Below are 21,443 nucleotides of genomic sequence, written 5' to 3' on the forward strand. Positions count from 1 at the left end.
ACAAACACCACACACATGCGAGACTACTCAGACCAGATCGACACCCGCGACCCGGACCGAGACGTACAGATCACCGGCCTCGACGCCTGCGTCGTCGAGGGGAACTTCGAGTGGAACCTGATCAAGGTTGAGACCGACGCCGGGGTCACCGGCATCGGCGAGGCGTACCGCGGCGGCGGGATCCCAGAGCTCGTCGAGTACACGAACCGGTTCCTCGTCGGCGAGAACCCGCTCGACGTGGGGCGGCTCGTGCGGTACATCTTCCAGGAGATGTCGGGCCACGGCGGCACGACCGGGAAGGTCGTCACCGCGGCGTCGGGCATCGAGATCGCGCTCTTAGACGCCGCCGGGAAGATCCTCGGGCTCCCGGTCTACCAGCTGCTCGGCTCGAAGTACCGCGACGAGGTCCGGCTCTACTGCGACTGCCACGCCGGCGAGGCGTACGCGGTGGAGGACGGCGCGACCGCCTACGCCGACGCCGAGGCGTACTCGCCCGAGGCGTACGCCGCCGAGGCCGCGCGCGTCACCGACATGGGCTTCTCCGCGCTGAAGTTCGACCTCGACCTCCCCGCGGACAACGAGAACGACCCGTACAACGGGCGCCTGACGAACGCGGCGATCCGGGAGAAAAAGGAGATCGTCGCGGCCGTGCGCGACGAGATCGGGTACGACGTCGACCTCGCGTTCGACTGCCACTGGGATTACTCCGTCGAGAGCGCGAAGCGGCTCGCCCACGAGTTGGAGGCGTTCGACCTGATGTGGCTCGAAGACCTCGTCCCGCCCGAGAACATGGAGGCGCAAAAGGAGGTGACGAAGGCGACGCGGACGCCGGTCGCGACCGGCGAGAACCGCTTCCGCGTGTTCGAGCTGTCGGACCTGATCTACGACCACGGCGTCGACATCGTCACCCCCGACCCGACGACCGTCGGCGGGCTCACGGAGACGATGCGGATCGCCGACCGCGCGGAGGAGAACTACATGCCGCTGTCCCCGCACAACGTCTGTAGCCCGGTCGGGACGATGGCCTGCGTCCACCTCGGCGCCGCCACGCCGAACTTCGACCTGCTGGAGTACCACGCGCTGGAGGTCGACTGGTGGGACGACCTGCTGGCCCGCGACGAGCCGCTGATCGAGGACGGCCGCATCGAGGTGCCGGAGGCGCCCGGGCTCGGGATCGAGCTCGACGAGGCCGTCGTCGAGGAGCACCTGCTCGACGGGACGGACGGCTGGGACTGAGACGCCGCGGAGGGGTCGCCCGCCGACCGGGGACCCGGATGGTCGCCGGCCCGTTTCCGCGGCCTCTGCCCGGCGGCGATTTCGGCGTCGCGCCCGACTCAGCCGACGGAGAAATCGGCGGTTTTGGTCGCTGAGCGGACACAACTATACTTATTTATCCTTGGGATCGCAAGCGATCGTATGCTGGATTACTTCGACATGGAGTCGACGCTGTCAGAGGAGGAGCGGCTGCTCGTCGACTCCGCGCGGTCGTTCGTCGACGGGGAAGTCCCCGACATGGGAGATCACTGGATCGAGGGCACGTTCCCCACGGAACTGATCCCGAAGATGGGCGAGATGGGCTTTTACGCGCCGAACCTCGACGGATACGGCCTGCCGGGCGTCAGCGAGACGGCGTACGGCCTGCTGATGCGCGAGCTCGAGGCGTGCGACTCCGGGCTCCGCTCGATGGCGAGCGTCCAGGGCGCCTTGGTGATGTACCCGATCCACGCGTTCGGCAGCGACGAGCAGAAGGAGGAGTGGCTCCCGCGGCTCGGCACCGGCGACGCGGTCGGCTGCTTCGGGCTCACGGAGCCGGAGCACGGGTCGAACCCCTCCGCGATGGAGACGATGGCCGAGCCGGACGGCGACGAGTACGTCCTGAACGGCTCGAAGACGTGGATCACGAACTCCCCGATCGCCGACGTCGCGGTCGTGTGGGCGAAGGACCACGGCGAGGAGGGAACGCCGGTCCGCGGCTTCCTCGTCGAGACCGACCGCGACGGCGTCACGACCAACAAGATCGACGAGAAGCTCAGCCTCCGGGCGTCGATCACGGGCGAGATCAGCCTCCAGAACGTCCGCGTCCCGGCCGAGAACCGCCTCCCCGGCGTCGAGGGCATGAAGGGCCCGCTGTCGTGTCTGACGCAGGCCCGCTACGGCATCGCGTGGGGCGCGGTCGGCGCCGCGCAGGACTGCTTCGAGGTCGCGCGCGAGTACGCCACCGACCGCGAGCAGTTCGGCAAGCCGATCGGCGGCTTCCAGATGCAACAGGAGAAGCTCGCGGAGATGGCGACCCAGATCACGCTCTCCCAGCTGCTCGCCCACCGGCTCGCGGACCTCAAGGAGGCCGGCGAGATGCGGCCGCAGCACGTCTCGATGGCCAAGCGCAACAACGTGCGGATGGCCCGCGACCAGTCGCGGATCGCCCGGGAGATGCTCGGCGGCAACGGGATCACCGCCGACTACTCGCCAATGCGCCACATGGCGAACATGGAGACGGTGTACACCTACGAGGGCACCCACGACATCCACACCCTCATCCTCGGCGAGGACCTCACCGGGATGCAGGCGTACCAGTAACTCGCCCGCCCCCCGCCGTCCGACCCTATCTTCGACGAATCCGACGAGCGAGCCGTCCGGACGGACCCCGTCGAGCGGGACCGTCGCCGGCGGGAGAGCGTCGCGGTTGGTGGTACCTAGGTGAGCGGACCGGCATACCGGCCCTCTTTTGCCCGCGGGTCCGACGACGAGGTGATGAGAACCAGTTTCAACGTCCCCGAGGGGCTGATCGAGGAGTTCGACCGGACGTGGCGGGACGAGGGGATCGAGAACCGGTCGCGGGCGGTCCGAGAGGCGATGCGGGAGTACGTCGAGTCGCACGCGCGGCTCGAAGACACGGCGGGCGAGGTCGTCGCGCTCCTCGGCTTCGACTACCGTCACCACGAGGTGATCCGGGAGCTTCACGGCGTCCAACACGAGTACCAGGACGTCATCCTCAACACGAGCCACACCCACCAAGGCGAGTGGTGTCTCGAATCGCTGTTCTGCCGCGGCGACGCCGCGCGCGTCCGCGAACTGACCTATCGGCTCCGCGACTTCGACGCAGTCCGCCGCGTGAAGGTGATGATGATCCGCGACGGCGATTGACTTCGGAGTTTCCGGACCGCCCGACGCGAAACCGGCCGAACCGTGGGGTTGATACCTGTCGGTTCGTCAACTAGAACCGATGCTCGGTCTCATCGCATTCGCCGTCGCGGCGGGCTGTCTCCTCGGGCTCTCGGCGCTGATGGTCGTCTCCCTGCTCGCGCCCGAGCGTCGGCTCTGGCCCGCGGGCGACGACGACCGGAAGCGCCGCCTCTACCTCGCGTTCAGCCGCCCGCTGTTGCCCGCGGTGTTCGCGACCGGCGTCCTCGACTGGAACGCCGGCCCGCTCGCGGCCCCGTGGCACCTCGGCGTCGGCGCCGTCGGCGTGCCGATCGCGTTCGCGGTTCTCAACAGGTCCGCCGCCGACCTCGGCGAGGCCGCGACCGAGGGGCGCGAGGACGAACTGCGGACCGAGGGCCTCTACCGGTACACCCGGAACCCGCAGAACGTCGGCTACGTCCTCCTGTTCGCGGCGTCCGCCGTCCTCGCGAACTCGCCGCTCGTCGGCGCGCTCGCCGTCGCCACCGCCGCCTTCTCCGTCCTCCAAGTGCTCGCCGAGGAGACCTGGCTCCGCGACGTCTACGGGGACGCCTACGACGAGTACTGCGAGCGCGTCCCCCGATTCGTCGGCGTCAGGACGCTCACGCGCGTACTCGACGACGACTGAATTTCGGGAACGCTCCGACTCGGCGACGATGCGCTCACCGATTCTCTCGCTGTTCGACCTTGTTCAGCTCGATCAGCAGTCGGAAGATGGCCTTCACGAGGTTGGCGTCCACGTCGAAGCGCTCGGCGTTCTCGCCGGCGCGCTCCATCACGCGCTCCTCCTGCCCCTCGTCGGTGGTGGGGAGGTCGCGCTCCTCCTTCACGGCCGCGACCGTGTCGGCGACGTACGTCCGGCGGGCGATCAGTTCGACGATCTCGCGGTCGATGTCCTCTATCTCGCGTCGCAGTTCGTCGAGGCTTCGGTCCTCCGCGTTGGGTGTGTCGCTCATTGGTGGGTAGTGGGGTCGGTGGTGGTCTCGGGCGCTCACTCGACGGCCGCGCCGTCGTTCCTGGTCGTCGTGCGTCGCAGCGTTCCGGGGCGCTCGCCCCAGGCGTCGGCGACCGCGTCGAGGTCGGTCTCGGGGTCGGCGGGGTCCGCGACGGCGACGACGCTCGGGCCGGTCCCCGACAGCGACACCGCCGTGGCGTGCGGCATCGCCTCGACCGCGGGGTCGGCGTCGAAGCCGAGCGCGGCCGAGAACGCCAGCCCGTTCACCGTCATCGCCTCGCCGTACCGGCCGTCGAGCGCGAGGTCGGCGACGAGGTCCGCCATCGGCGCGACGGCCTCGCAGCGCGCCACGTCGGCGTCGGCCGAGTAGGCCCGCTCGGGCGGAGTCCAGACGAGGGCGTCCCAGTCGACCGCCTCGCGGCGGCGCAGCTCGTCGGCGCCGTTGTCGGTGACGGTGACGCCGCCGAGCATCGACGCAGTCGCGTCGTCGAACGCGCCCGTGACCGTGACGCCGGCCTCGCGGGCCGCGCGCACGCCGAGCCGGCAGGCCGCGAGGCGGGTGACGTCGACCGCGGGGTCGTCCGGGTCGTCGGCGACCGCGTCGTCACTTGCGCGGCCGCCGTCGCCGACCGCGAGCCCGAGCGCGTCGCAGGTCGCGAGGACGGCCGCGTTGGCGGCCGCGCTGGAGCTCTTCAGGCCCGCCGCCAGCGGCACGTCGCTGTCGGTCCGGACGCGGCCGCCCTCGCCGTCGCCCCAGCGGTCGGTCGCGAGCGCGACGCAGCGCTCGATCAGGTCGGTGTCGGCGGCGGCGTCCTCGGCTATCTCGCCCTCGACGCCGTCGGCCGCGGGGTCCAGCTCGACCGTCGCGCGCGTCTCGACGTCGAGGCCGAACGCCGCGCCCGTGCCGGTCGCGAGCGCGTTCAACACGGTCCCGGCGCCGAGCGCCGCCGCCTGTCCCTCCATGGGTTCACGGCTCGCGACCGCGGACAAAGAGGTAGCGATCACGGCGAGTCTCTCTGCCGGGGGCGGACTGGAACCGCGACCCCGATCGAGGTCGCGTCAGAGCGGCTCCGCGCGCCGCACCGCCGCGTCGACGGCGTACCGGTCGCGCTTGGGACGGACCGGCGTCTCGTCGCTCTCGAAGCGGATCGTCACGTCGAACGAGCGCGAGCGGCCCTCCCCGAACCGGTCGTCCGGGGAGAAGCGGCGCGTGACGTAGCCGAAGCCGACCGCCTCGCGCTCGTCCGTGCCCGGTCTGACGGCGTACGCGTCGGCGCGGAACTCGACAGTCCCGTACTCGAACCGGCCGGCGTTCCGGACGGTCAGGCGGGCCCGAACTCTGGTCCACCCGCCGCCTTCCGTCACGTCGCGGACCGTCACGTCGGTGACGACGAGCCCGGAGCCGTCGGGACCGACCTCGTCCGGGGTCGACTCGCCCTCGGACTCGTCCCCGTCGCTTCCGTCGCTATCGCCGCCGGACCCGCTCCCGCTGCCGTCGCCGTCGGCGTCGCTCCCGTTCGCACCGTCGCCCGTCTGCCGGGCGTCCGAGCCCTCCTCCTCCGACGTGACGAGGCAGCCGGCCAGGAGCCCGGCGGCGCCGACCGCGAGGACGCCTCGCCGCGACGCGCGTCGGATGGGTCTGTCCTGACGGTTGCCGTCGCCGTCACCGGGGCCGTGCCGACTTCGGTCGGCGGTCATCGCATCACCGTCCCGAGGACGCCGGTCGACGCGCCGACGGCGCCGGCGACGAACGCGGTCGCGAGCGTCGGGACGACGGCGTCGACGAGGCCGTGCGCCTGCGCGGCGGCGTCGCCCTGCGAGACCACGATCACCGTGACCGCGATGAGCCCGTACGCCAGCGCACCGAGGCCCGTCCCGAGCCCGCAGGTCGTCGCCGCGGAGCCGACGCCGCGGGCGCGCGAGCCGACGAGGACGCCGAGGACGCCGGCCAGCGGGACGGCGGAGACGAGGACGGTCGCGGTCGCGGCGAGGTACGAATGCGCGACGAACACCGGGCCGAACCGCGCCGTCTCGCCGGTCGCGGCGGTCGCGAGCGCCGCCTCGGCCCAGCCCGTCGCGGCCGCGCCGACGATGCCGACGCCGGCGCCGACCAGGGCGAACGCCGCGGCGACGAGACCGATCTGGTTCGCGTTCACGCGCCGGTCACCCACCCGTGCCGCAGGCGACCGTGCCAGCCGGTCCGCTCCTCCCACGCGTCGCCGGAGAAGCCGGTCGCGAGCAGGAACTCCCCCGCCCGGACGAGGTAGCCGTACTGGACGCCGGCGTGCTCGTCGAAGCCGTACCGCTCGCCCTCCGCCTCGCGGTGGTAGAAGCGGTGCCAGGCCGTCGGGCCGTCGTCGGTCTCGCCGTCCGCGTCGGTAGCGTTCCCGTCCGCGGACGCGTTCCCGCTGAAGTCGGACCCGGCGAGCGTCGCCTCGGGGTCGACCGGCGCGCGCCCCTCCGTCGCCCCGGCGTCGAGGGCCGTCGAGAGCCGCGCCTCGGCGGTCTCGGCGTCCGGGTAGCGCTGGACGTGGACCGGGACGCCGTCGAGTTCGCGGGGCCAGCCCTCGAACGCCTCCCGGCGGCGGGTCCCCAGCGGCGGCCGCCGCGCGAAGGCGACGAACAGCTCCTCGACGCGGTCCTCCGACTGCGGGATCGGGCCGAGCCGGGCGCGGAGCTCCCGCTGCCGCTCGGAGTCGAACGCGTCGCCGTAGATGCGCGGGATCCGGTCGCGGTCGACCCCGTCGCGGTCGTACGGGCGGTGCGCGAACGTCGAGAAGTCGCGGCTCGCGACGGCGAGCTCGACGAGCGTGCCGCCGGTGACGCGGCCGCGCTCGGGGTCCGCGGGCGGGAGCGGCGCCAGCAGTCGGCGGAACAGCCGGTTGTAGATCGGGTCCCGGGAGAACTCCTCCTCGACGTAGATGGAGGTCCCGACGCTGGCGAGGTCGCGGCGCATGCGGTCGAGCTCCTCCAGCGCGCGGTCGACGTCGTTGCGGGGGGCGAACTCCCGCAGGACCGCGACGTGACGGTCGACGCGGGCGCGAATCCTGGGGCCGGGCGAGAAGTGCGGTTCGAGCGCCTCGGCCGCGCGGTCGGCGGCGGTCTCGCCCGCGGCCGCGACCGCGTCGACCTGTTCGGTCGCGATCGCCGCCTCCTCGTCGACGGTCGCGCGGACCGACCGGACCGTCGCGACCGCGTCGGCTATCGCGTCGCGGTACGTCGCGACCGCTTCCGGGTACTCGGTCGCGAACCACACCGCGTCGTCGACGACCGCGCGCGTCGCCGCCGCCAGCGCGGCGTTGGCGTCCGGCGGGTCGCCGTCGGTCTGCTCGGGTGGGTCGTCGGGAGGGCCGTCTTCGGGCGGGTCGCCGTCGGGGTCGCCCCCGTCGCCCGGCGCGTCGGCGCCCGCGGCGGCGTCGGGGTACTCGACGCCCTCGACGCCGAGACACCCGGCGGTCCCGGCGAGGGCGGCGCCGACCCCGAGAAGCGCCCGTCGCGTCCGTTGCATGCCACGCACTCCCCGCGGCAGGAACTTAAATGTGGTACGCCGATTCTCGCGGCTGAGGCCGCCCCGCCGCGCGCCGTTCGGGGCGGCTCGTCGCCGGGCGCGCGTCGGCGCGAGGCCCGAGCGCGTCCCTTTTGAGGCCGGCACTCCGAGCGTCGCGTATGTCCGCGCCATCACGCAGCGACGTGCCGCCGACCTCGATCGGCGTCGACCTCCGCGAGGAGGGCGTCGTCGTCGAGTACCTCGACGGCCGGACGACCCTCTACCGGGGCGTCCCCGAGTCGGCCGAGGGGTCTGTGACCGCCGGCCCCGGCAAGGAGACCCACGTCCTCGTCACCGACCCCACGGAGACGGAGGGCGTGATGACGTACGTGAACGACTACAAGACCGACGACGAGATATTGGAGGAGTCCGGCGTCGGCCGCGTCATCGTCGAGGACGGCGAGCGCGACGAGGTGTTCCCCGGCGTGATCGTCGGCCGCGAGGGACAGCGCAACGAGGTCGTCGCCGACCCCGAGATCGCCGGCGGTCGCGTGTTCGTCTTCGTCGAGGACGGCTGGACCGAGGGGAGCTACGAGATCGTCGAGGGACCCGAGGACGGCCTCGACGCGCACCGGTGACGGGGGCGAGGGCGACGCCGTGAGCCTCGCGAAGCCCTGGCGCGACCTCGACCGCTCGACCGTCGGGAGCGCGCCGAGCCGCTACGCGCTGTACGAGCTCGGCGACGCCGACGGCGACACGGTCGGGTTCGGCACCGGCGTCCTCCGCGACGAGCTGAAGGAGGCGCTGGCGTACGGCGACGCCGCGAAGGTCCGGTGGGAGCTGGCCGACTCGCCCGAGCACGCCGAGCGACTGCTCGCGGACCACACGGAGGGCTGACGGCCGCCGCCTCGGTCCGAGCGAGCGGGAACGACCGACAGACGAAAGGCCCGCGACCGCCGAGGGAGCGACATGAGCGACGACGTCGAGACCGACGGCGGCGACGAGGTGCTCCGCGCCAGCGACATCGGCGGCGAGGGCCCGCCGATCGACGAGAAGCCGTACAAGATCGTCTTCGAGGCGAACAAGTGCTTCGGGGCGGGCAAGTGCGCCGAGGTCGCGGACAACTGGGTGATGGACGTGGTGAGCGGGATGGCGAAGCCCGAGGCGTACTACATCGGCGAGGAGGACCTCGAAGAGAACGTCCGCGCGGCCGAGGCGTGTCCCGCCAAGAAGGACGCGGGCGTGATCCACGTCGTCGACCGCCGCACCGACGAGGAGATCGCCCCGGACCCGCACGGCGACGGGACGCTCTCGGTCGACTGGTAGGACTTCCGAAAGGGGTTTCACCCCGCCGCCGGTAGCCGAATCCGAGCGGGGGTGGCTGAGCCTGGCCAAAAGCGGCGGACTTAAGATCCGCTCCTGTAGAGGTTCGAGGGTTCGAATCCCTCCCCCCGCATTGCTGCTGCGAGCACCCCGCGAGCAGCAGCAATCGGACAATAGGGTTTCGAACCCAGAAAGTCGCAGCCCGGAACGGCGAGCGAAGCGAGCCGCACGCCCGGACCGTCTTTCGTTGGTTCGAATCCCTTCCCCCGCACTCCTGCGGCGAGCACTCCGCGAGCCGCAGGTGTCTGATTAGGAATGGATTCGAATCAGGGAAGGGAGCGAGCGGAGTGAGTGAGGTTCGAATCCCGTCCCCCACACTCCTGCGGCGAGAGCGCGACGACGGCTCACGACCGCTCGTTGAGCAGTCGCGTCGCGCGTCCGTACCCCTTCCGAAGCAGTCGCGCGGCGCCGATCAGCGTCAGGACGACGGCGCCGGCGACGACGCCGAGGTGAACGACGCGGAACGACGGCACCGGGGTGTATCGCCCGAGAATTAGCAGGACGGTCAACAGGAGCCACAGCAGGTACGCACCGATTCCGAGTCGGTAGAGGGCCGCGTACATGGGCCCGGATACCGGCGGCGCCGGAAAAAGCGCACCGACGGCGGCCGGGGCGGCGAGCTAACAGCAGAACATGAACGGGTACACTAAGGCGACGCGGTCGCCCTCCTCCAACTTCGTGTCGAAGCCGTTCTCGTTCTCGTTGAAGTGGCCGTTGACGAGGATCCGGGCGTAGGTCGTCGTCTGCTCGCCGACCGGGTTCTTCGTCCACGTGCCGGGGAGTTCGTCGGGCGCGGGCGCCCAGCCGCTGTGGGTCGCGTCCTCCTCCGTCTCGGCGATCAGCATGTCCTGAAGCTGGGGGTACTCCTCGAACAGCTCGTCTAGGAACGCGCGGAGCGTGTCGCCCGCGAAGGTGTACTCGAACTCGTACACGTCGAGTTCGGTGCGCACGTGGCCGGTACACCGCACGGTGACGGTCGTCTCCGCCTCGGTCGCCGTCGCCGCCGCCCCGTCCGCGCCGCTCGCGTCCGCGTCGGTCGGGGGCGACTCCGCCGTCTCGGTGGTCTGGGACATGCTCGACGATACGCCGCGGGGCCGTGTAAGACGGGTCGCGAACATGTTCGCGGGCGTCCGGCCCGTCGGCGAGCGGTGTCGGCCGGCTGCGCCCCTCGAACGCGCGGAGCGCGGCCGGGCGTTTCGCGATGCGCCCGGGAACGCGTCTGAAACCGCCCGACTGCGGCGGTTCCGGGCGTCGGGAACGCGACCGAACATGTTGCCGCTAACCGCATAGGGGGTTCCGACGGTACGCTCGCCCATGCGACTCACGAGAAAGACGATAGCGAAGGTGATCGTCGCGGCGTTCCTGTTGAACCTCGCCGTGATGGGCGCCGGGGCGTGGTTCGCGTACCAGGAGGCGCCGCCGATACCCGACGAGGTCGTCGGGCCCGACGGCGAGACGGTCGTCACGGCGACCGAGGTCCAGGACGGCAAGGCGGCGTTCCAGCAGTACGGGCTGATGAACCACGGGTCGATCCTCGGCAACGGGGCGTACTACGGCGAGGACTACACCGCCGAGACGCTTGCGCTGAAGACGCGGTACATGCGCGAGTACTACGCCGACGCCGAGTACGGCGCGGCGTACGAGTCGCTCGACGCCGGCGAGCGATCGCGGGTCGACGCGCTCGTGCGCGAGGAACTGGACGCGTCGCACGACGGCGGCGACGTGGTGGAGTACTCCGCGGCGGAGCTGTACGCCCACGAGCGGGTGCGCGAGACGTACGTCGAGCGCTACCACGAGGGCGACCACGACCGCGGCGTCCCGGTCGGGATGATCGAGTCCGCGGAGGGGGCGGAGGACTTCGCCGACTTCGCGCTGTGGACCGCGTGGTTCTCGCACACCGACCGCCCGAACGCCGACCACTCGTACACCAACGAGTGGCCGTACGCGCCCGGCGCCGGCAACGACGCCACCGGGTCGGCGATGATCTGGAGCGTCATCGCCATGGTGCTGCTCGTCGGCGCCGCGGGCGCGGCGATCCTGCTGTACAAGTCGGTGAAGTTGCCCGAGCCGTCCGCGGAGGGGATCTCGGTCCCCGAGCCGGGCGACGTGAGCGTCTTCCCCAGCCAGCGCGCCGCCCTCCGGTTCATCCCCATCGCGGCGGGGCTGTTCCTCGCGCAGGTACTCCTGGGCGGCCTGCTCGCGCACTTCTACATCGAGCGGGCCGGCTTCTTCGGGATCGAGCGGATCTTCGGGATCCACATCCTCCAGCTGCTCCCCTTCTCCATCGCGAAGACGTGGCACATCGACCTCGGAATCTTATGGATCGCGTCGACGTGGCTCGGCGCCGGGCTCTTCCTGCCGCCGCTGCTCACCGGCCACGAGCCGAAGCGGCAGGGGACGTACGTGAGCGTCCTGCTCGGCGCGCTCGTCGTCGTCGTGGTCGGCGGCATGGGCGGCATCTGGCTCGGCGCGAACGGCTACCTCCCGGGCGAGCTCTGGTGGCTGCTCGGCAACGAGGGGCTCGAATACCTCGAAGTCGGGAAGGTGTGGCAGGTCGGCCTGCTCGCCGGGTTCGTCCTCTGGGCGGTCCTCGCGATCCGCGGCCTCAAGCCCCTGCTCGACCGCGAGCCGATCTACGGGCTCGCGCACATGATCCTCTACGCGGGCGGGTCGATCACCCTGCTGTTCGTCGCCGGCTTCATGTTCACGCCGTCGACCAACATCGCCGTCACGGAGTTCTGGCGCTGGTGGGTCGTCCACATGTGGGTCGAGGGCGCCTTCGAGTTCTTCATCGTCGCCATCATCGGCCTCACCCTCGTCTCGATGAACCTGCTCTCGCGCCGCAGCGCGGAGAAGGCGGTCATGCTCCAGGCGCTCTTGGTGATGGGCACCGGCGTCATCGGCGTCTCGCACCACTACTGGTGGATCGGCATGCCCGACTACTGGGTGCCGATCGGCAGCGTCTTCTCGACGCTGGAGCTGCTCCCGCTGATCTTCATCCTCTACGAGGCCATCGGGCAGTACCGCGCGATGAGCGAGACCGGCTTCCCGTACAAACTGCCGTTCATGTTCATCGTCGCCAGCGGGGTCTGGAACTTCGTCGGGGCGGGCGTCCTCGGCTTCTTCATCAACCTCCCGCTGATCAACTACTACGAGCACGGCACCTACCTCACGGTCGGGCACGCGCACGCCGCGATGTTCGGCGCGTTCGGGTTCCTCGCGCTCGGCATGGTGACGTACATGCTCCAGCTGTCGATCGACCCCGACCGCTGGGACGCCTCGTGGCTCCGGGCGTCGTTCTGGTGCTGGAACGTCGGGCTCGCGCTGATGGTGTTCGTCTCCGTGCTGCCCGTCGGCTTCCTCCAGCTCGACGTCGCGTTCACCGAGAGCTACGCCGCGGCCCGCAGCCTCGGCTTCTACGAGCGCGACCTCGTCCAAACGCTGTTCTGGGCGCGGCTCCCCGGGGACACGCTGATCATCGCCGGGACGGCCATCTACGTCGCCGACCTGATCCGCAGGCGGTTCGTCCTCCGCGCGTCGGAGGACGACCCCGCGGTCGAGGACATGGCGGTCGCGGAGGGCATCGTCGGCGACGACGACTGAGGGACGCCTGAACGGGCGGCCCTCAGTCGCGGAGCCGGTCGGACCGCTCCGACCACCCGGTCGCGTCCGTCGCGAGGTCGCGGACCTCCCGGCGGATCCCGGCGTAGTTGTCGACGATGTCCTGCGTGGTGACGATCCCCTCGGGCGTCACGCCGTCGACGACGACGAGCTTCTTGACGCCCTCCGAGCGCATGCGCTCGGTCGCGCTCCGGAGGGTCGCGCTCGGCCGAACGGTGACGAGCGGGGCGCTCGCGGCCTGGCGAACCGGTATCGCAGACAATGGGTCGTCGGTGACGTACCCGGCGTGGAGGACGTCGCTCTCGGTGAGGATCCCGGCGGGCGTCCCGCCGTCCGTGACGACGACGCTGCCGATCCGGTTGCGGAGCATCGACTCCGTGGCGTCCCGGACCGTGGCGCCGACGTCGCAGGTCACGAGGTCCGTCGTCATCACCTCCTCGACCAGCATGGGTAGCGGTACCACGGCGGGGTACTTGTAGGTGACTGGGGCGGCCGCTCCGAGGGCCCTCGCGCGAGCGGCCGCGTCTCGGCGCCCTGGTCAGTAGTGCCAGGGGTAGTCGCGGAACTGCGGTTCGCGCCCCTCCAGGAAGGCGTCGCGTCCCTCCTGCGCCTCCTCGGTCATGTACGCGAGCCGCGTCGCCTCGCCCGCGAACACCTGCTGGCCGACCATCCCGTCGTCGGCCATGTTGAACGCGTACTTCAGCATCCGCATCGCGGTCGGCGACTTCCGGGTCATCTCGTCGGCCCACTCTAAAGCCACGTCCTCCAACTCCTCGTGCGGGACGACCTCGTTGACCATCCCCATGTCCGCGGCCTCCTCGGCGGAGTAGGTCTTGCCGCGGAAGAACACCTCGCGGGCCTTCTTCTGTCCGATCTGCTTCGCGAGGTACGCGGAGCCGAACCCGCCGTCGAACGACCCCACGTCGGGGTCGGTCTGGAGGAACTTCGCGTGCTCCTCGCTGGCGAGGGTCATGTCGCAGACGACGTGCAGCGAGTGGCCGCCGCCGACCGCCCAGCCGGGGACGACCGCGACCACGGGCTTCGGCATGAACCGGATCAGCCGCTGGACTTCGAGGATGTGGAGCCGGCCCGCCCGCGCCTCGCGGACGAGGTCGTCGTCGTCGTCGCCGGCCTCGTCGTCGTCGCGGTACTCGTAGCCGGAGCCGCCCCGGACGGACTGGTCGCCGCCGGAACAGAACGCCCAGCCGCCGTCCTTCTCCGAGGGACCGTTGCCGGTGAGGAGGACGGTTCCCACGTCGGCCTGCTTGCGGGCGTGGTCGAGCGCGGCGTACAGCTCGTCGACCGTCCCGGGCCGGAAGGCGTTGCGGACCGCGGGGCGGTCGAAGGCGATCCGGACCGCGGGGACGTCGACGGCGCGGTGGTAGGTGATGTCGTCGAACTCGTCGGTGACGGGCTCCCACGCGTCGGGATCGAAGATCTCCGAGACCATGCGAACCCGTACGTCCGGAGCGCTCATAAACGGCGTCGGATCGGATGGAGAAGGGTCCGTCAGAGAGGCGATTCCTCGCGTGCCGCGGCGACGACGGGGAGCCGCTGCCAGGGGTCTGGGACGGACGCCGGGACCGCGGCCCGCCCGCCGGGACGTGTCAGTCGTTCTGCGCGTACGCACCCTTCGGGTGCCCTTTGTGCTGGAGGTTGCGGTTGTCGCGCTTCCGCGTCGCGGTCGCGGGGATCACCTCGCGGCTCGGGTCGATCTCGGACCGCGGCATCCCCGTGTATCCGTGGTCCGGGTGCTCGGAGCAGTGCGCCATCGCGTCGTGCGAGCCCTCCCACGGGCCCTCGTCACAGCCGTCCGCCGTACAGACGAACACTATCTCCTCTGACATGCTAACCGGAGCTATTGGAGCGGTGTATAAAAACCTCGCACCGAAATTATCAGAATTGATTCCTCGGGGGAGCGGAGAACGACCGCCCGGCGAGCCGGTCAGTCGCTGACGGCGGGCGCGCCGAACAGTTCGACGTTCGTCCCGTCGTGCCGGCAGTCTTCGAGGGCGTGCTTGGCCGCGAAGCCGGCCTCGTGGGCGGACGCGCCGCGCCCCACGCCGACCTGTAGCTCGATGTCGACGTCGTCCTCGACGTGGGCGACCGCCGACGAGAACGCCGACTCAGGGAGGTCGGGGCAGACCGCGACGACGTTGTCGCCGCCGACGAAGAAGGAGAGCGCGCCGTGCGCCTCGCGGAGGTGGCGCATCAGCGAGCCGTACGCCCGTTCGATGTTGATGAACGTGTCGAACTCGTTGAGCTGGTCGGTGTACTTGCCGGTCGCGTTGATCACGTCGAAGTGCGCGACCTGGAGGTCCGACCGGTTCGTCTCCGAGAGGTACTCGCCGGCGAGCACCTCGGTCCGGCTCTCGTCCTGGGCGCTGCCAGCGGTCTGGAGCCGCCGGTTCGCCGCCTTGAGCGCGTCGACGGGGCGCTCGGCGACGGCGGTCCCGAGGCTCACGGTGACCGGGTAGCGGTTGCCGATCGACTCCTGGAGGGTCGCGTGGGCCGCGCCGTCGACGCCGTTCGTCACCGCGATCATGTTGTCGAAGCGGGTGAAGAAGACGTAGGCGTCGCGGTGGCCGAGGAACTGGGCGACGTCGGCGTAGAGCCGCGACTGGAGCGTCTGGAGGTCCATCTCCCGGCGCGGCTCCGGCGTCGTCGTCCACGGCCCGTAGTTGTCGATCTGGACGAGGGTCACCTGGGTCGTCGTCACAGTGACCATCGATACGGAACGCGGCCGCTTTACCCTTCCGTTATCCCGAAGGTGGGACCGGTACCGAGTCCGTGATCGATGCGGCCGGCGGCGCGGGACGCAGCGAATTCGGGCGCAACCCCTACGGCCGTGGCGCTCCCACTCTCGACATGGAATTCAGCGGCGCCGTCGTCGACGTCGACGGCACGGTCGTGCGCGGCGACGATCCGATCCCGGGCGCCCCGGCGGGGTACCGCCGGCTCCGCGAGGCGGGAATCGAGACGCTGTTCGTCTCGAACAACCCGACGAAGGCGCCGCCGGCATACGTCGACCGCCTCGGCGCGGCTGGGTACGACGTGGACGCCGACCGAGTGTTCACCGCCGGCAGCGTGACCACGCGGTACCTCCGAGAGCGCCACGCCGACGACGACCTCCTCTGTATCGGCGAGTCGGGGCTGCTCGACCAGTTCGCGGCCGCCGGCCTCTCGACGACCGAGTCGGTCGACGCCGCCGACGCCCTGGTCGCCTCCATCGACCGCGGGTTCGACTACGACGACCTCTGTACCGCGCTGTGGGCCTTGGAGCGCGACATCCCGTTCATCGGCACCGACCCCGACGTGGTGATCCCGGCGCCCGAGCGCGACGTGCCCGGCTCCGGGGCCGTGATCAACGCGATAGCGGGCGTCGCGGAGCGCGAGCCCGACGCCGTCCTCGGCAAGCCCTCCGACACCGCCATCGAGATGGTCCGCGAGCGGCTCCCGTATCCGCCCGAGGAGTGTCTCGTCGTCGGCGACCGGCTCGACACGGACATCGCGCTCGGCGAACGCGCCGGGATGACGACCGTCCTCGTCCGGTCGGGCGTCACCGACGAGGCCGCCCTCGCGGCCTCGGACATCGACCCGGACCACGTGATCGATCACCTCGGCCAGATCGACCGCGTACTCGGCTGAGCGCCGCGTCGCGAAGGGTGATAACGTTCACCGCGTGGGAAACAGTTATGTACCGGCGAGCGCACCGCTCGCATATGAGAGTGGTTGACTCACACGAGGACCGGACCGCCGACGACGAGGAGGACCCCGAGGAGTCCGTCCGCGTGCTGGAGGGACACGCGGTCCAGTTCAACGAGTACCGGTACTGAGCGCGGCGTCGCGGCGGGAGGCGGCGTCAAGCGACCGCCCGACGGCTGTCGGGACCGTTAAGTGGTCGTCGGGGGTAGCCGATGGTGTGATACGGAGGCTCCGACGCGCGGGTATCTTCGCCGCGGTGGCCGCCATTGCGGTCCTCGCACCGGCGCTCGACACCGCCGCCGCCGTCCCCTTCTTCGCCGTCGCCGGCGCGGCCTTCTTCGGCGTCCGCGACGGCGAGTGGTTCGAGACGCTCGCGCTGCCCGGCGACCGCGAGGCGGAGCGGCTCTACGGGCTCGTCTCCTTCGCGCTCGCCGGCGCGGGCCTCGCGCTGTTCGCGTCGCTGCCGCGCGCCCCGCTGCCGTACGAGGCGTTCGCGGCCGCGACGCTCGCGGTCGGCGTCGGCCGCCTCGGACGGACGGTCGTCTCGCGCCGGACGACCGACGAGTTCCCGCTCGTCGCCGGCTACGTCGTCGCCGGAACGGCCGCCGCCCTCGTCGGCCAGGTGGGGGTGCGGCTCCAGACCGGTGCCCCCGTCGACGGCGCGACGGTCCCCCTCCTCCTGTTCCTCGCGGCGGCGGCCGCGCTCACGGCCGCGCTGGTCCGTTCGCTGGTGTTCTCCCGCGACGCGCACATCACGACGATCCTCGTCGCGTTCGTGACGTGGGGGTTCCTCGCGCTGGAGCCGACCGTCAGCGTCGCGCTCATCCTCGTCGCCCTCCCGGTGACCGGCGCGCTCGGCTACGTCTCGTTCGCCATCGGCACCGCCTCGGTGGCCGGGATGCTCACCGGCGTCGTGGCGGCGCTGCTCGCGGTCGTCCTCGGCGGCGTGGGGTGGTTCGCGACGCTGATGGCCTTCTACGCGGTCGGCGGCCTCGCCTCGAAGTACCGGTTCGACGAGAAGGCCGCCCGGGGCGTCGCCCAGGAGAACGAGGGCGCCCGCGGCACCGGCAACGTGCTGGCGAACTCCGCGGTCGCGCTCGCGGCGGTGGTGGGCTACGCGGCCGCGCCGCACCTCGCGGTCCCGGCCGCGCCGCTCGGCTTCGCGTTCGCGGGCGCGACGGCGACCGCGATGGCCGACACGCTCTCCTCTGAGATCGGCGGCCTCTTCGACGGCCCGCGGCTGGTGACGACGCTCCGCCGCGTCGAGCCCGGCACCGACGGCGCGGTCACCTGGCAAGGCGAACTGGCGGGACTCGCCGGCGCACTGCTCGTCGGCCTCCTCGCCGCCGCCGGGGCGCCGGTCCTCGACCCGGTGACCCCGGGTGGGGTCGCGGCTGGCGGCGCGGTCGTCGCCGCGGGCGTCGCCGGCATGACCGTCGACAGCCTCCTCGGCGCCCTGATAGAGGGCGACCGGATCGGGAACCAGACCGTGAACTTCCTCGCGACGCTGGCCGGCGCGGCCGTCGCCGTCGCGCTCTGGGGGGCCGCGTGAGATGGCGGGCGAGAACGCCGCCGGCCCCGGCGGAGACGAGCGCGACGGCGGCGCCGGCGAGCCCGCCGGCGACGACGGCGACCGCGACGGCCCGGACCCGAGGGTCCGGCCGGGACGGACCGCGGACGCCGACCGGATCCGCGAGCTCCAGTCGCACCTCCGGCAGCCGAGCCCGGACCTGCTGGAGTACGGCCTGGCGGTCGGCGCCGCCCGGGTGACCGTCGCGGACGGACGCGTGGTCGGCTACCTGCTCCCGGTGGACGCGCCGAACCGGCCCGGCGTCCACCTCGCCGAGCTCGTCGTCGCGCCCGGGTTCCGCCGGGAGGGGCGCGCCAGCGGGCTCCTGCGGGCGGCGATAGCGGACGCCGACGGGCCGGTGACGCTCCAGGCGCACCCGGACAACGACGCCGCGCTCGCGCTGTACGACTCGCTCGGCTTCGAGGTCGTCGAGCGGCGGCCGGACGCGTACGCCGACGGCGACGCGCTCGTGCTCCGGCGGGGGTAGCGCCCGGACCGCCGGACGGCGGCTCCCGCGCGGTGACCGCAGGCACAAGGACTATTCGAGCGCCACGCCTCCGGGCGGACATGAGTGACGCCGACGCGGAGGCCGAGCCGATCGACGTCGACTTCGGCGAGGACGGGCTGGTGCCGGCGGTCGCCCAGGACGCCGACTCCGGCGAGGTGCTGATGCTCGCGTACGTCTCGCCCGAGGCGCTGGCGCGCACCCGCGAGACCGGCGAGGCCCACTACTACTCCCGGTCCCGCGAGGAGCTGTGGCACAAGGGGGCCACCTCCGGCCACACCCAGTCGGTCCGGGAGGTCCGGGTCGACTGCGACGCGGACACCCTCCTGTACCTCGTCGACCAGGCGGGCGGCGCCTGCCACACCGGCCACCGGTCGTGCTTCCACCGGACGATAGACGGCGAGCACGTCGGCGAGCGCGTCTTCGACCCCGACGAGGTGTACTGACCGATGTCCGAGAGCGCCGGCGGGACCGCGGGACGGACCGAGGGCGAGGGGGGCAACCCGGTCGCCGAGGCGGGCGAGGCGGCCGCGCGCCTCCGCGAGCGCTACGACGAGCTCAGGCGGATCGAGTCGCGGATCGACGGCTACGGCCGCGAGCGCGTCGAGGGGGCGGCCGACGCGTACCGGCACGCGCACCGGATCCTCGACCGGTTCGAGGAGGACGCGGTCGGCTCCGGCGACTTCGAGTCGTACGTCCGGTTCCGCGGCGAGTTCGACGACGCGGTCGACGTCGACGACGACCTCCCGGCCGCGAAAGCGTTCGACGCGGCCGACGAGGCGGTGGACAAGCGCCGACTCTCCGAGGAGGACTTCGCGGCCGCCCGCGAGGCGCTGGAGCCGGCCGGGGAGTTCGTCGACCTCCTGGAGGCGTACGACGACGCGGTCGACGACTACCGGGCGGCCCGGAAGGCGGCCCGCGAGGCCCGCAAGCGCCTCGACGCGCGGCTCGACGGGCTCCGCGAGGTCGCGGAGATGGCCGACGCCGACCTCGACGCGGACCTCGACCGCGTCCGCGAGCCGATCGAGGCGTACGACGAGGCGGTCCGGGCGGCGTTCGAGGAGTTCTTCAAGACGGCGTCGGCCCGCGAGGTGTTCGACTTCCTCGACCGCGCCGACGGGACGCCGTTCGTCGACGTCGACGTGCCGCCGACGGACCTCGCGGAGTACGTCGAGACGCACGCGGCCGGCGAGGAGCCGCCCGCGACGCTGCTGGAGTACGCCGACTACACGAACTCCAAGCTTGAGCACTACGTCGACGACCCGGGCGCGCTCCGCACCGCGGTCGCGGTCCACCGGACGTACCTCGAACGGCTCGACGGCGAGCCGCTGACGCTCGACTGGCCGCCGAAGCCGGGCGACGAGCTCGCCTACGAGATCGACGAGCTGGTCCCGCTCGTCGGGCGGATCGCGGACGACGAGGCGGTCGCGACCCTGCGCTCCGTCCGGGAGCTGGCGCGGAGCGACGAGTACGAGCGGCTCCGCCGCGCGGCCGAGGTTCGACACGAACTCGACGACGAGGACCTGGCCCTGATCGAGGAGGGGGAGGCCGACGCGCGGCTCGCCGAGGCCGAGCGGACGCTGTCGACCGTCGAGGCCGTGCTGGCGGAGACGGAGCGGGAGTGATCGGCGACGGGCGGAGCCCTCGCGGCCGCGGAGTGCGGATTTTTAAGCCCCGTCGCGGCCGAGCGAGGGTATGACCAGATTCGACGCCGCGAGCGAGGACGAGCGGCTGAAGCTGTTCGCCGACGCCGCGGCCGCGCACCGCGCGCGCTCCGGCGACGTGATGACCGTCGACGTCGACCCCGACAGCGACGACACCGAGGGCGGCGAGGTGCCGCCGTGGATCCAGCTCGCGGGGACGGAGCTGATCATGGACTGTACCGACGAGGAGTTAGAGCGCCTGAAGGACCTGCTCTCGGAGTTCCCGGAGTTCCGGATCGACGAGCTCGTCAGCCCGGAGGAGGCCGAGGGGACGAACGCCGTCGTCACCGCGCGCTCGGACGCGAACCGCGTCGCAGGGTTCGTCGAGCGCGCGTTCCGGGAGGTGTACGAGCTCGACGCCGAGTACCGGGCGTGGGTGACGGCGATCTGAGGGCGACGGTTCCGGTTCGCCCTCGCCGCTCCGCGCGTCACTTCGCGAAGTAGCTCGTGAAGAAGCCCGAGAGGAACGAGCTGATCGCGACCGCGACGAGGAGGTCCGCCGTGCTGTGGTCGCCGTCCCCGGCTGCGAGCCAGGTGACGCCGACGCCGATGCCGAGCGAGATTACGCCGTTCGCGGTGTCTTCTTTGAGACCCATACCCGGTATTTGCCGCGGATAGACAAAACCGATACGGCGGTGGTCGACGGGAACCGCTCCGCGCGGGCCGGGCGGTCGCCCCGGTCAGTGGAAGCCGCGGTCCACGTCGTCGTCCTCGATCAGGTCGTCGAGCTCGCTGGTGAGCAGCTCCTCGGCCTCCTCGAAGGTGTCGGAGAGCTCGTCGAGCTCGTCCGGGCGGCCGTCGAACTCGTACTCCATCGGGCCGAACGCGGGCGACTCGACGGCCTCCATCACGTCCTCGAAGAGGTGATCGGGGTCGGTCGGCGCCTCCGCGTGGACCCGCAGCGTCTCCGTGAGCCGTGTCGCCATCTCCTCGGCGTGCTCCTCGTCCTCCGGGGCCGACCGGACCGCGAACCGCCCGTCGCTGTCGGCGTCCGGGAGGAGCGGGTCGAGCTCGTCGTCGACGCTGCGGGCGACCTGCGCGCCGACGCCGCGGAGGTCGCGAGGGTTCTTGGCGTACGTCTTCAGGTGGTAGAGGCCGACGCTCGGGTGGCCGAAGTAGAGGTCCTCGCCGAGGCCGCCGCGGCGGGTGCCGGCGACCGCGCGCCAGCCGTCGGGGTCGGTCGAGTCGCTCGCGACGTCCGCGAGGATGTCGTCCCAGTCTCGTACGCGCATGCTGGTGGATGGGTGGGGGTCGCGAGCGCAAGAGCGTGTCGGTGCCGGGCGAACGCCGGGGCGACGGCCGACGCGCGCCGACCACCGACAGCGTTTTTCGCC

The 21,443-nt window shown here is 71.7% G+C and carries 27 protein-coding genes and 1 tRNA gene; 15 read left to right on the forward strand and 13 right to left on the reverse strand.

Features of this window, described 5'->3' with window-relative positions; translation table 11 throughout:
* Nucleotides 1-15 precede the first annotated feature (15 nt).
* From EXE44_RS14875 to EXE44_RS14890, 4 genes are all read left to right on the forward strand, one after another.
* Complete coding sequence (locus EXE44_RS14875; RefSeq protein ID WP_137717796.1) at nt 16-1,236, forward strand: mandelate racemase/muconate lactonizing enzyme family protein; 1,221 nt, start codon at nt 16-18, stop codon at nt 1,234-1,236.
* A 180-nt stretch (nt 1,237-1,416) separates the two neighbouring features.
* Nucleotides 1,417-2,577, forward strand: a complete 1,161-nt coding sequence (locus tag EXE44_RS14880) for an acyl-CoA dehydrogenase family protein (protein ID WP_121562698.1) — start codon at nt 1,417-1,419, stop codon at nt 2,575-2,577.
* Between the two features lie 174 nt (nt 2,578-2,751).
* A complete protein-coding gene (locus EXE44_RS14885; protein WP_053770881.1) occupies nt 2,752-3,144 on the forward strand; it encodes a CopG family ribbon-helix-helix protein in 393 nt (130 codons plus the stop codon).
* A 79-nt stretch (nt 3,145-3,223) separates the two neighbouring features.
* The gene (locus EXE44_RS14890; protein WP_137717797.1) at nt 3,224-3,808 is read left to right on the forward strand and encodes an isoprenylcysteine carboxylmethyltransferase family protein; all 585 of its coding nucleotides are present in this window, start codon (nt 3,224-3,226) and stop codon (nt 3,806-3,808) included.
* A 34-nt stretch (nt 3,809-3,842) separates the two neighbouring features.
* On the opposite strand, the gene EXE44_RS14895 is transcribed toward EXE44_RS14890, so the two are convergent.
* The 5 genes from EXE44_RS14895 to EXE44_RS14915 all read right to left on the reverse strand — a co-directional run bounded on the left by EXE44_RS14895 (nt 3,843) and on the right by EXE44_RS14915 (nt 7,643).
* Nucleotides 3,843-4,136 carry a chorismate mutase gene (locus tag EXE44_RS14895; protein ID WP_121562700.1) on the reverse strand — a complete coding sequence of 98 codons (294 nt, stop codon included), beginning with the start codon at nt 4,134-4,136 and terminating at the stop codon, nt 3,843-3,845.
* Nucleotides 4,137-4,171: 35 nt separating this feature from the next.
* Nucleotides 4,172-5,098 (reverse strand): shikimate kinase, encoded by a 927-nt coding sequence (locus EXE44_RS14900; RefSeq protein WP_137717798.1) that lies wholly within the window; start codon nt 5,096-5,098, stop codon nt 4,172-4,174.
* A gap of 96 nt (nt 5,099-5,194) precedes the next feature.
* Nucleotides 5,195-5,833, reverse strand: a complete 639-nt coding sequence (locus EXE44_RS14905) for a hypothetical protein (protein WP_137717799.1) — start codon at nt 5,831-5,833, stop codon at nt 5,195-5,197.
* A complete protein-coding gene (locus tag EXE44_RS14910; protein WP_137717800.1) occupies nt 5,830-6,291 on the reverse strand; it encodes a hypothetical protein in 462 nt (153 codons plus the stop codon). The genes EXE44_RS14905 and EXE44_RS14910 overlap by 4 nt, the downstream gene beginning before the upstream one ends.
* Nucleotides 6,288-7,643, reverse strand: coding sequence for a hypothetical protein (locus tag EXE44_RS14915; protein WP_137717801.1), 1,356 nt, complete (start codon nt 7,641-7,643; stop codon nt 6,288-6,290). The genes EXE44_RS14910 and EXE44_RS14915 overlap by 4 nt, the downstream gene beginning before the upstream one ends.
* Nucleotides 7,644-7,801: 158 nt before the next feature.
* Here EXE44_RS14915 and EXE44_RS14920 point away from each other — a divergent pair, with 158 nt between their 5' ends.
* From EXE44_RS14920 to EXE44_RS14935, 4 genes are all read left to right on the forward strand, one after another.
* Nucleotides 7,802-8,260 (forward strand): DUF5796 family protein, encoded by a 459-nt coding sequence (locus EXE44_RS14920; protein ID WP_121562704.1) that lies wholly within the window; start codon nt 7,802-7,804, stop codon nt 8,258-8,260.
* Between the two features lie 19 nt (nt 8,261-8,279).
* Nucleotides 8,280-8,519, forward strand: coding sequence for a hypothetical protein (locus tag EXE44_RS14925; RefSeq protein WP_137717802.1), 240 nt, complete (start codon nt 8,280-8,282; stop codon nt 8,517-8,519).
* Nucleotides 8,520-8,591: 72 nt separating this feature from the next.
* On the forward strand, nt 8,592-8,948 hold the full coding sequence (locus tag EXE44_RS14930; protein ID WP_137717803.1) for a ferredoxin: 357 nt from the start codon (nt 8,592-8,594) through the stop codon (nt 8,946-8,948).
* A 45-nt stretch (nt 8,949-8,993) separates the two neighbouring features.
* Nucleotides 8,994-9,078, forward strand: a tRNA-Leu gene (locus EXE44_RS14935).
* Between the two features lie 271 nt (nt 9,079-9,349).
* Here the strand turns inward: EXE44_RS14935 and EXE44_RS14940 are convergent.
* Both EXE44_RS14940 and EXE44_RS14945 read right to left on the reverse strand, forming a co-directional pair.
* On the reverse strand, nt 9,350-9,568 hold the full coding sequence (locus tag EXE44_RS14940; protein ID WP_137717804.1) for a hypothetical protein: 219 nt from the start codon (nt 9,566-9,568) through the stop codon (nt 9,350-9,352).
* 57 nt (nt 9,569-9,625) lie between these two features.
* A complete protein-coding gene (locus EXE44_RS14945; protein ID WP_137717805.1) occupies nt 9,626-10,078 on the reverse strand; it encodes a MoaD/ThiS family protein in 453 nt (150 codons plus the stop codon).
* Nucleotides 10,079-10,319: 241 nt separating this feature from the next.
* Between EXE44_RS14945 and EXE44_RS14950 the strand changes: the two genes are divergently transcribed.
* A complete protein-coding gene (locus EXE44_RS14950) occupies nt 10,320-12,608 on the forward strand; it encodes a nitric-oxide reductase large subunit (protein ID WP_137717806.1) in 2,289 nt (762 codons plus the stop codon).
* A gap of 22 nt (nt 12,609-12,630) precedes the next feature.
* Here EXE44_RS14950 and EXE44_RS14955 read toward each other — a convergent pair whose 3' ends face one another.
* From EXE44_RS14955 to EXE44_RS14970, 4 genes are all read right to left on the reverse strand, one after another.
* Nucleotides 12,631-13,074 carry a CBS domain-containing protein gene (locus EXE44_RS14955; protein WP_121562710.1) on the reverse strand — a complete coding sequence of 148 codons (444 nt, stop codon included), beginning with the start codon at nt 13,072-13,074 and terminating at the stop codon, nt 12,631-12,633.
* A gap of 90 nt (nt 13,075-13,164) precedes the next feature.
* Nucleotides 13,165-14,076 (reverse strand): 1,4-dihydroxy-2-naphthoyl-CoA synthase, encoded by a 912-nt coding sequence (locus EXE44_RS14960; protein WP_137717807.1) that lies wholly within the window; start codon nt 14,074-14,076, stop codon nt 13,165-13,167.
* A gap of 157 nt (nt 14,077-14,233) precedes the next feature.
* A complete protein-coding gene (locus EXE44_RS14965) occupies nt 14,234-14,473 on the reverse strand; it encodes a hypothetical protein (RefSeq protein ID WP_049931624.1) in 240 nt (79 codons plus the stop codon).
* Nucleotides 14,474-14,571: 98 nt separating this feature from the next.
* Nucleotides 14,572-15,345: a GTP cyclohydrolase III gene (locus tag EXE44_RS14970; RefSeq protein ID WP_137717808.1), complete on the reverse strand. Its 774-nt coding sequence runs from the start codon at nt 15,343-15,345 to the stop codon at nt 14,572-14,574.
* Nucleotides 15,346-15,494: 149 nt separating this feature from the next.
* On the opposite strand from EXE44_RS14970, the gene EXE44_RS14975 reads away from it, so the two are divergent.
* The 6 genes from EXE44_RS14975 (at nt 15,495) to EXE44_RS15000 (ending at nt 20,500) form a co-directional block, all read left to right on the forward strand.
* The gene (locus EXE44_RS14975; RefSeq protein ID WP_137717809.1) at nt 15,495-16,274 is read left to right on the forward strand and encodes an HAD-IIA family hydrolase; all 780 of its coding nucleotides are present in this window, start codon (nt 15,495-15,497) and stop codon (nt 16,272-16,274) included.
* 274 nt (nt 16,275-16,548) lie between these two features.
* Nucleotides 16,549-17,883: a DUF92 domain-containing protein gene (locus tag EXE44_RS14980; protein WP_137717810.1), complete on the forward strand. Its 1,335-nt coding sequence runs from the start codon at nt 16,549-16,551 to the stop codon at nt 17,881-17,883.
* 1 nt (nt 17,884) lies between these two features.
* Entirely contained in the window at nt 17,885-18,388 is a 504-nt protein-coding gene (locus EXE44_RS14985) for an N-acetyltransferase (protein ID WP_137717811.1), read from the forward strand.
* 80 nt (nt 18,389-18,468) lie between these two features.
* The gene (gene hisI, locus EXE44_RS14990) at nt 18,469-18,852 is read left to right on the forward strand and encodes a phosphoribosyl-AMP cyclohydrolase (RefSeq protein WP_137717812.1); all 384 of its coding nucleotides are present in this window, start codon (nt 18,469-18,471) and stop codon (nt 18,850-18,852) included.
* 3 nt (nt 18,853-18,855) lie between these two features.
* Complete coding sequence (locus EXE44_RS14995) at nt 18,856-20,031, forward strand: hypothetical protein (protein WP_137717813.1); 1,176 nt, start codon at nt 18,856-18,858, stop codon at nt 20,029-20,031.
* A 70-nt stretch (nt 20,032-20,101) separates the two neighbouring features.
* Nucleotides 20,102-20,500, forward strand: a complete 399-nt coding sequence (locus EXE44_RS15000) for a hypothetical protein (protein WP_137717814.1) — start codon at nt 20,102-20,104, stop codon at nt 20,498-20,500.
* 37 nt (nt 20,501-20,537) lie between these two features.
* Here EXE44_RS15000 and EXE44_RS20830 read toward each other — a convergent pair whose 3' ends face one another.
* Together EXE44_RS20830 and EXE44_RS15005 are read right to left on the reverse strand one after the other, a co-directional pair.
* On the reverse strand, nt 20,538-20,705 hold the full coding sequence (locus EXE44_RS20830; protein WP_199241220.1) for a hypothetical protein: 168 nt from the start codon (nt 20,703-20,705) through the stop codon (nt 20,538-20,540).
* Nucleotides 20,706-20,789: 84 nt separating this feature from the next.
* Entirely contained in the window at nt 20,790-21,341 is a 552-nt protein-coding gene (locus tag EXE44_RS15005) for a hypothetical protein (RefSeq protein ID WP_121562719.1), read from the reverse strand.
* Nucleotides 21,342-21,443 lie beyond the last annotated feature (102 nt).

Origin of the sequence: Halorubrum sp. SS7 (genome assembly GCF_005435055.1) — an archaeon.
Classification (GTDB): domain Archaea; phylum Halobacteriota; class Halobacteria; order Halobacteriales; family Haloferacaceae; genus Halorubrum; species Halorubrum salinarum.

Coding starts and splice junctions, on each gene's coding strand:
- hisI (WP_137717812.1), top strand. CDS start 18,469: ATGAGTGACGCCGACGCGGAGGCCGAGCCGATCGACGTCGACTTCGGC.
- EXE44_RS14955 (WP_121562710.1), bottom strand. CDS start 13,074: ATGCTGGTCGAGGAGGTGATGACGACGGACCTCGTGACCTGCGACGTC.
- EXE44_RS14885 (WP_053770881.1), top strand. CDS start 2,752: ATGAGAACCAGTTTCAACGTCCCCGAGGGGCTGATCGAGGAGTTCGAC.
- EXE44_RS14950 (WP_137717806.1), top strand. CDS start 10,320: ATGCGACTCACGAGAAAGACGATAGCGAAGGTGATCGTCGCGGCGTTC.
- EXE44_RS14945 (WP_137717805.1), bottom strand. CDS start 10,078: ATGTCCCAGACCACCGAGACGGCGGAGTCGCCCCCGACCGACGCGGAC.
- EXE44_RS14905 (WP_137717799.1), bottom strand. CDS start 5,833: ATGACCGCCGACCGAAGTCGGCACGGCCCCGGTGACGGCGACGGCAAC.
- EXE44_RS15005 (WP_121562719.1), bottom strand. CDS start 21,341: ATGCGCGTACGAGACTGGGACGACATCCTCGCGGACGTCGCGAGCGAC.
- EXE44_RS14920 (WP_121562704.1), top strand. CDS start 7,802: ATGTCCGCGCCATCACGCAGCGACGTGCCGCCGACCTCGATCGGCGTC.
- EXE44_RS14890 (WP_137717797.1), top strand. CDS start 3,224: ATGCTCGGTCTCATCGCATTCGCCGTCGCGGCGGGCTGTCTCCTCGGG.
- EXE44_RS14875 (WP_137717796.1), top strand. CDS start 16: ATGCGAGACTACTCAGACCAGATCGACACCCGCGACCCGGACCGAGAC.
- EXE44_RS14960 (WP_137717807.1), bottom strand. CDS start 14,076: ATGGTCTCGGAGATCTTCGATCCCGACGCGTGGGAGCCCGTCACCGAC.
- EXE44_RS14930 (WP_137717803.1), top strand. CDS start 8,592: ATGAGCGACGACGTCGAGACCGACGGCGGCGACGAGGTGCTCCGCGCC.
- EXE44_RS14895 (WP_121562700.1), bottom strand. CDS start 4,136: ATGAGCGACACACCCAACGCGGAGGACCGAAGCCTCGACGAACTGCGA.
- EXE44_RS14915 (WP_137717801.1), bottom strand. CDS start 7,643: ATGCAACGGACGCGACGGGCGCTTCTCGGGGTCGGCGCCGCCCTCGCC.
- EXE44_RS14985 (WP_137717811.1), top strand. CDS start 17,885: ATGGCGGGCGAGAACGCCGCCGGCCCCGGCGGAGACGAGCGCGACGGC.
- EXE44_RS14900 (WP_137717798.1), bottom strand. CDS start 5,098: ATGGAGGGACAGGCGGCGGCGCTCGGCGCCGGGACCGTGTTGAACGCG.
- EXE44_RS14880 (WP_121562698.1), top strand. CDS start 1,417: ATGCTGGATTACTTCGACATGGAGTCGACGCTGTCAGAGGAGGAGCGG.
- EXE44_RS14995 (WP_137717813.1), top strand. CDS start 18,856: ATGTCCGAGAGCGCCGGCGGGACCGCGGGACGGACCGAGGGCGAGGGG.
- EXE44_RS20830 (WP_199241220.1), bottom strand. CDS start 20,705: ATGGGTCTCAAAGAAGACACCGCGAACGGCGTAATCTCGCTCGGCATC.
- EXE44_RS14975 (WP_137717809.1), top strand. CDS start 15,495: ATGGAATTCAGCGGCGCCGTCGTCGACGTCGACGGCACGGTCGTGCGC.
- EXE44_RS14940 (WP_137717804.1), bottom strand. CDS start 9,568: ATGTACGCGGCCCTCTACCGACTCGGAATCGGTGCGTACCTGCTGTGG.
- EXE44_RS14965 (WP_049931624.1), bottom strand. CDS start 14,473: ATGTCAGAGGAGATAGTGTTCGTCTGTACGGCGGACGGCTGTGACGAG.
- EXE44_RS15000 (WP_137717814.1), top strand. CDS start 20,102: ATGACCAGATTCGACGCCGCGAGCGAGGACGAGCGGCTGAAGCTGTTC.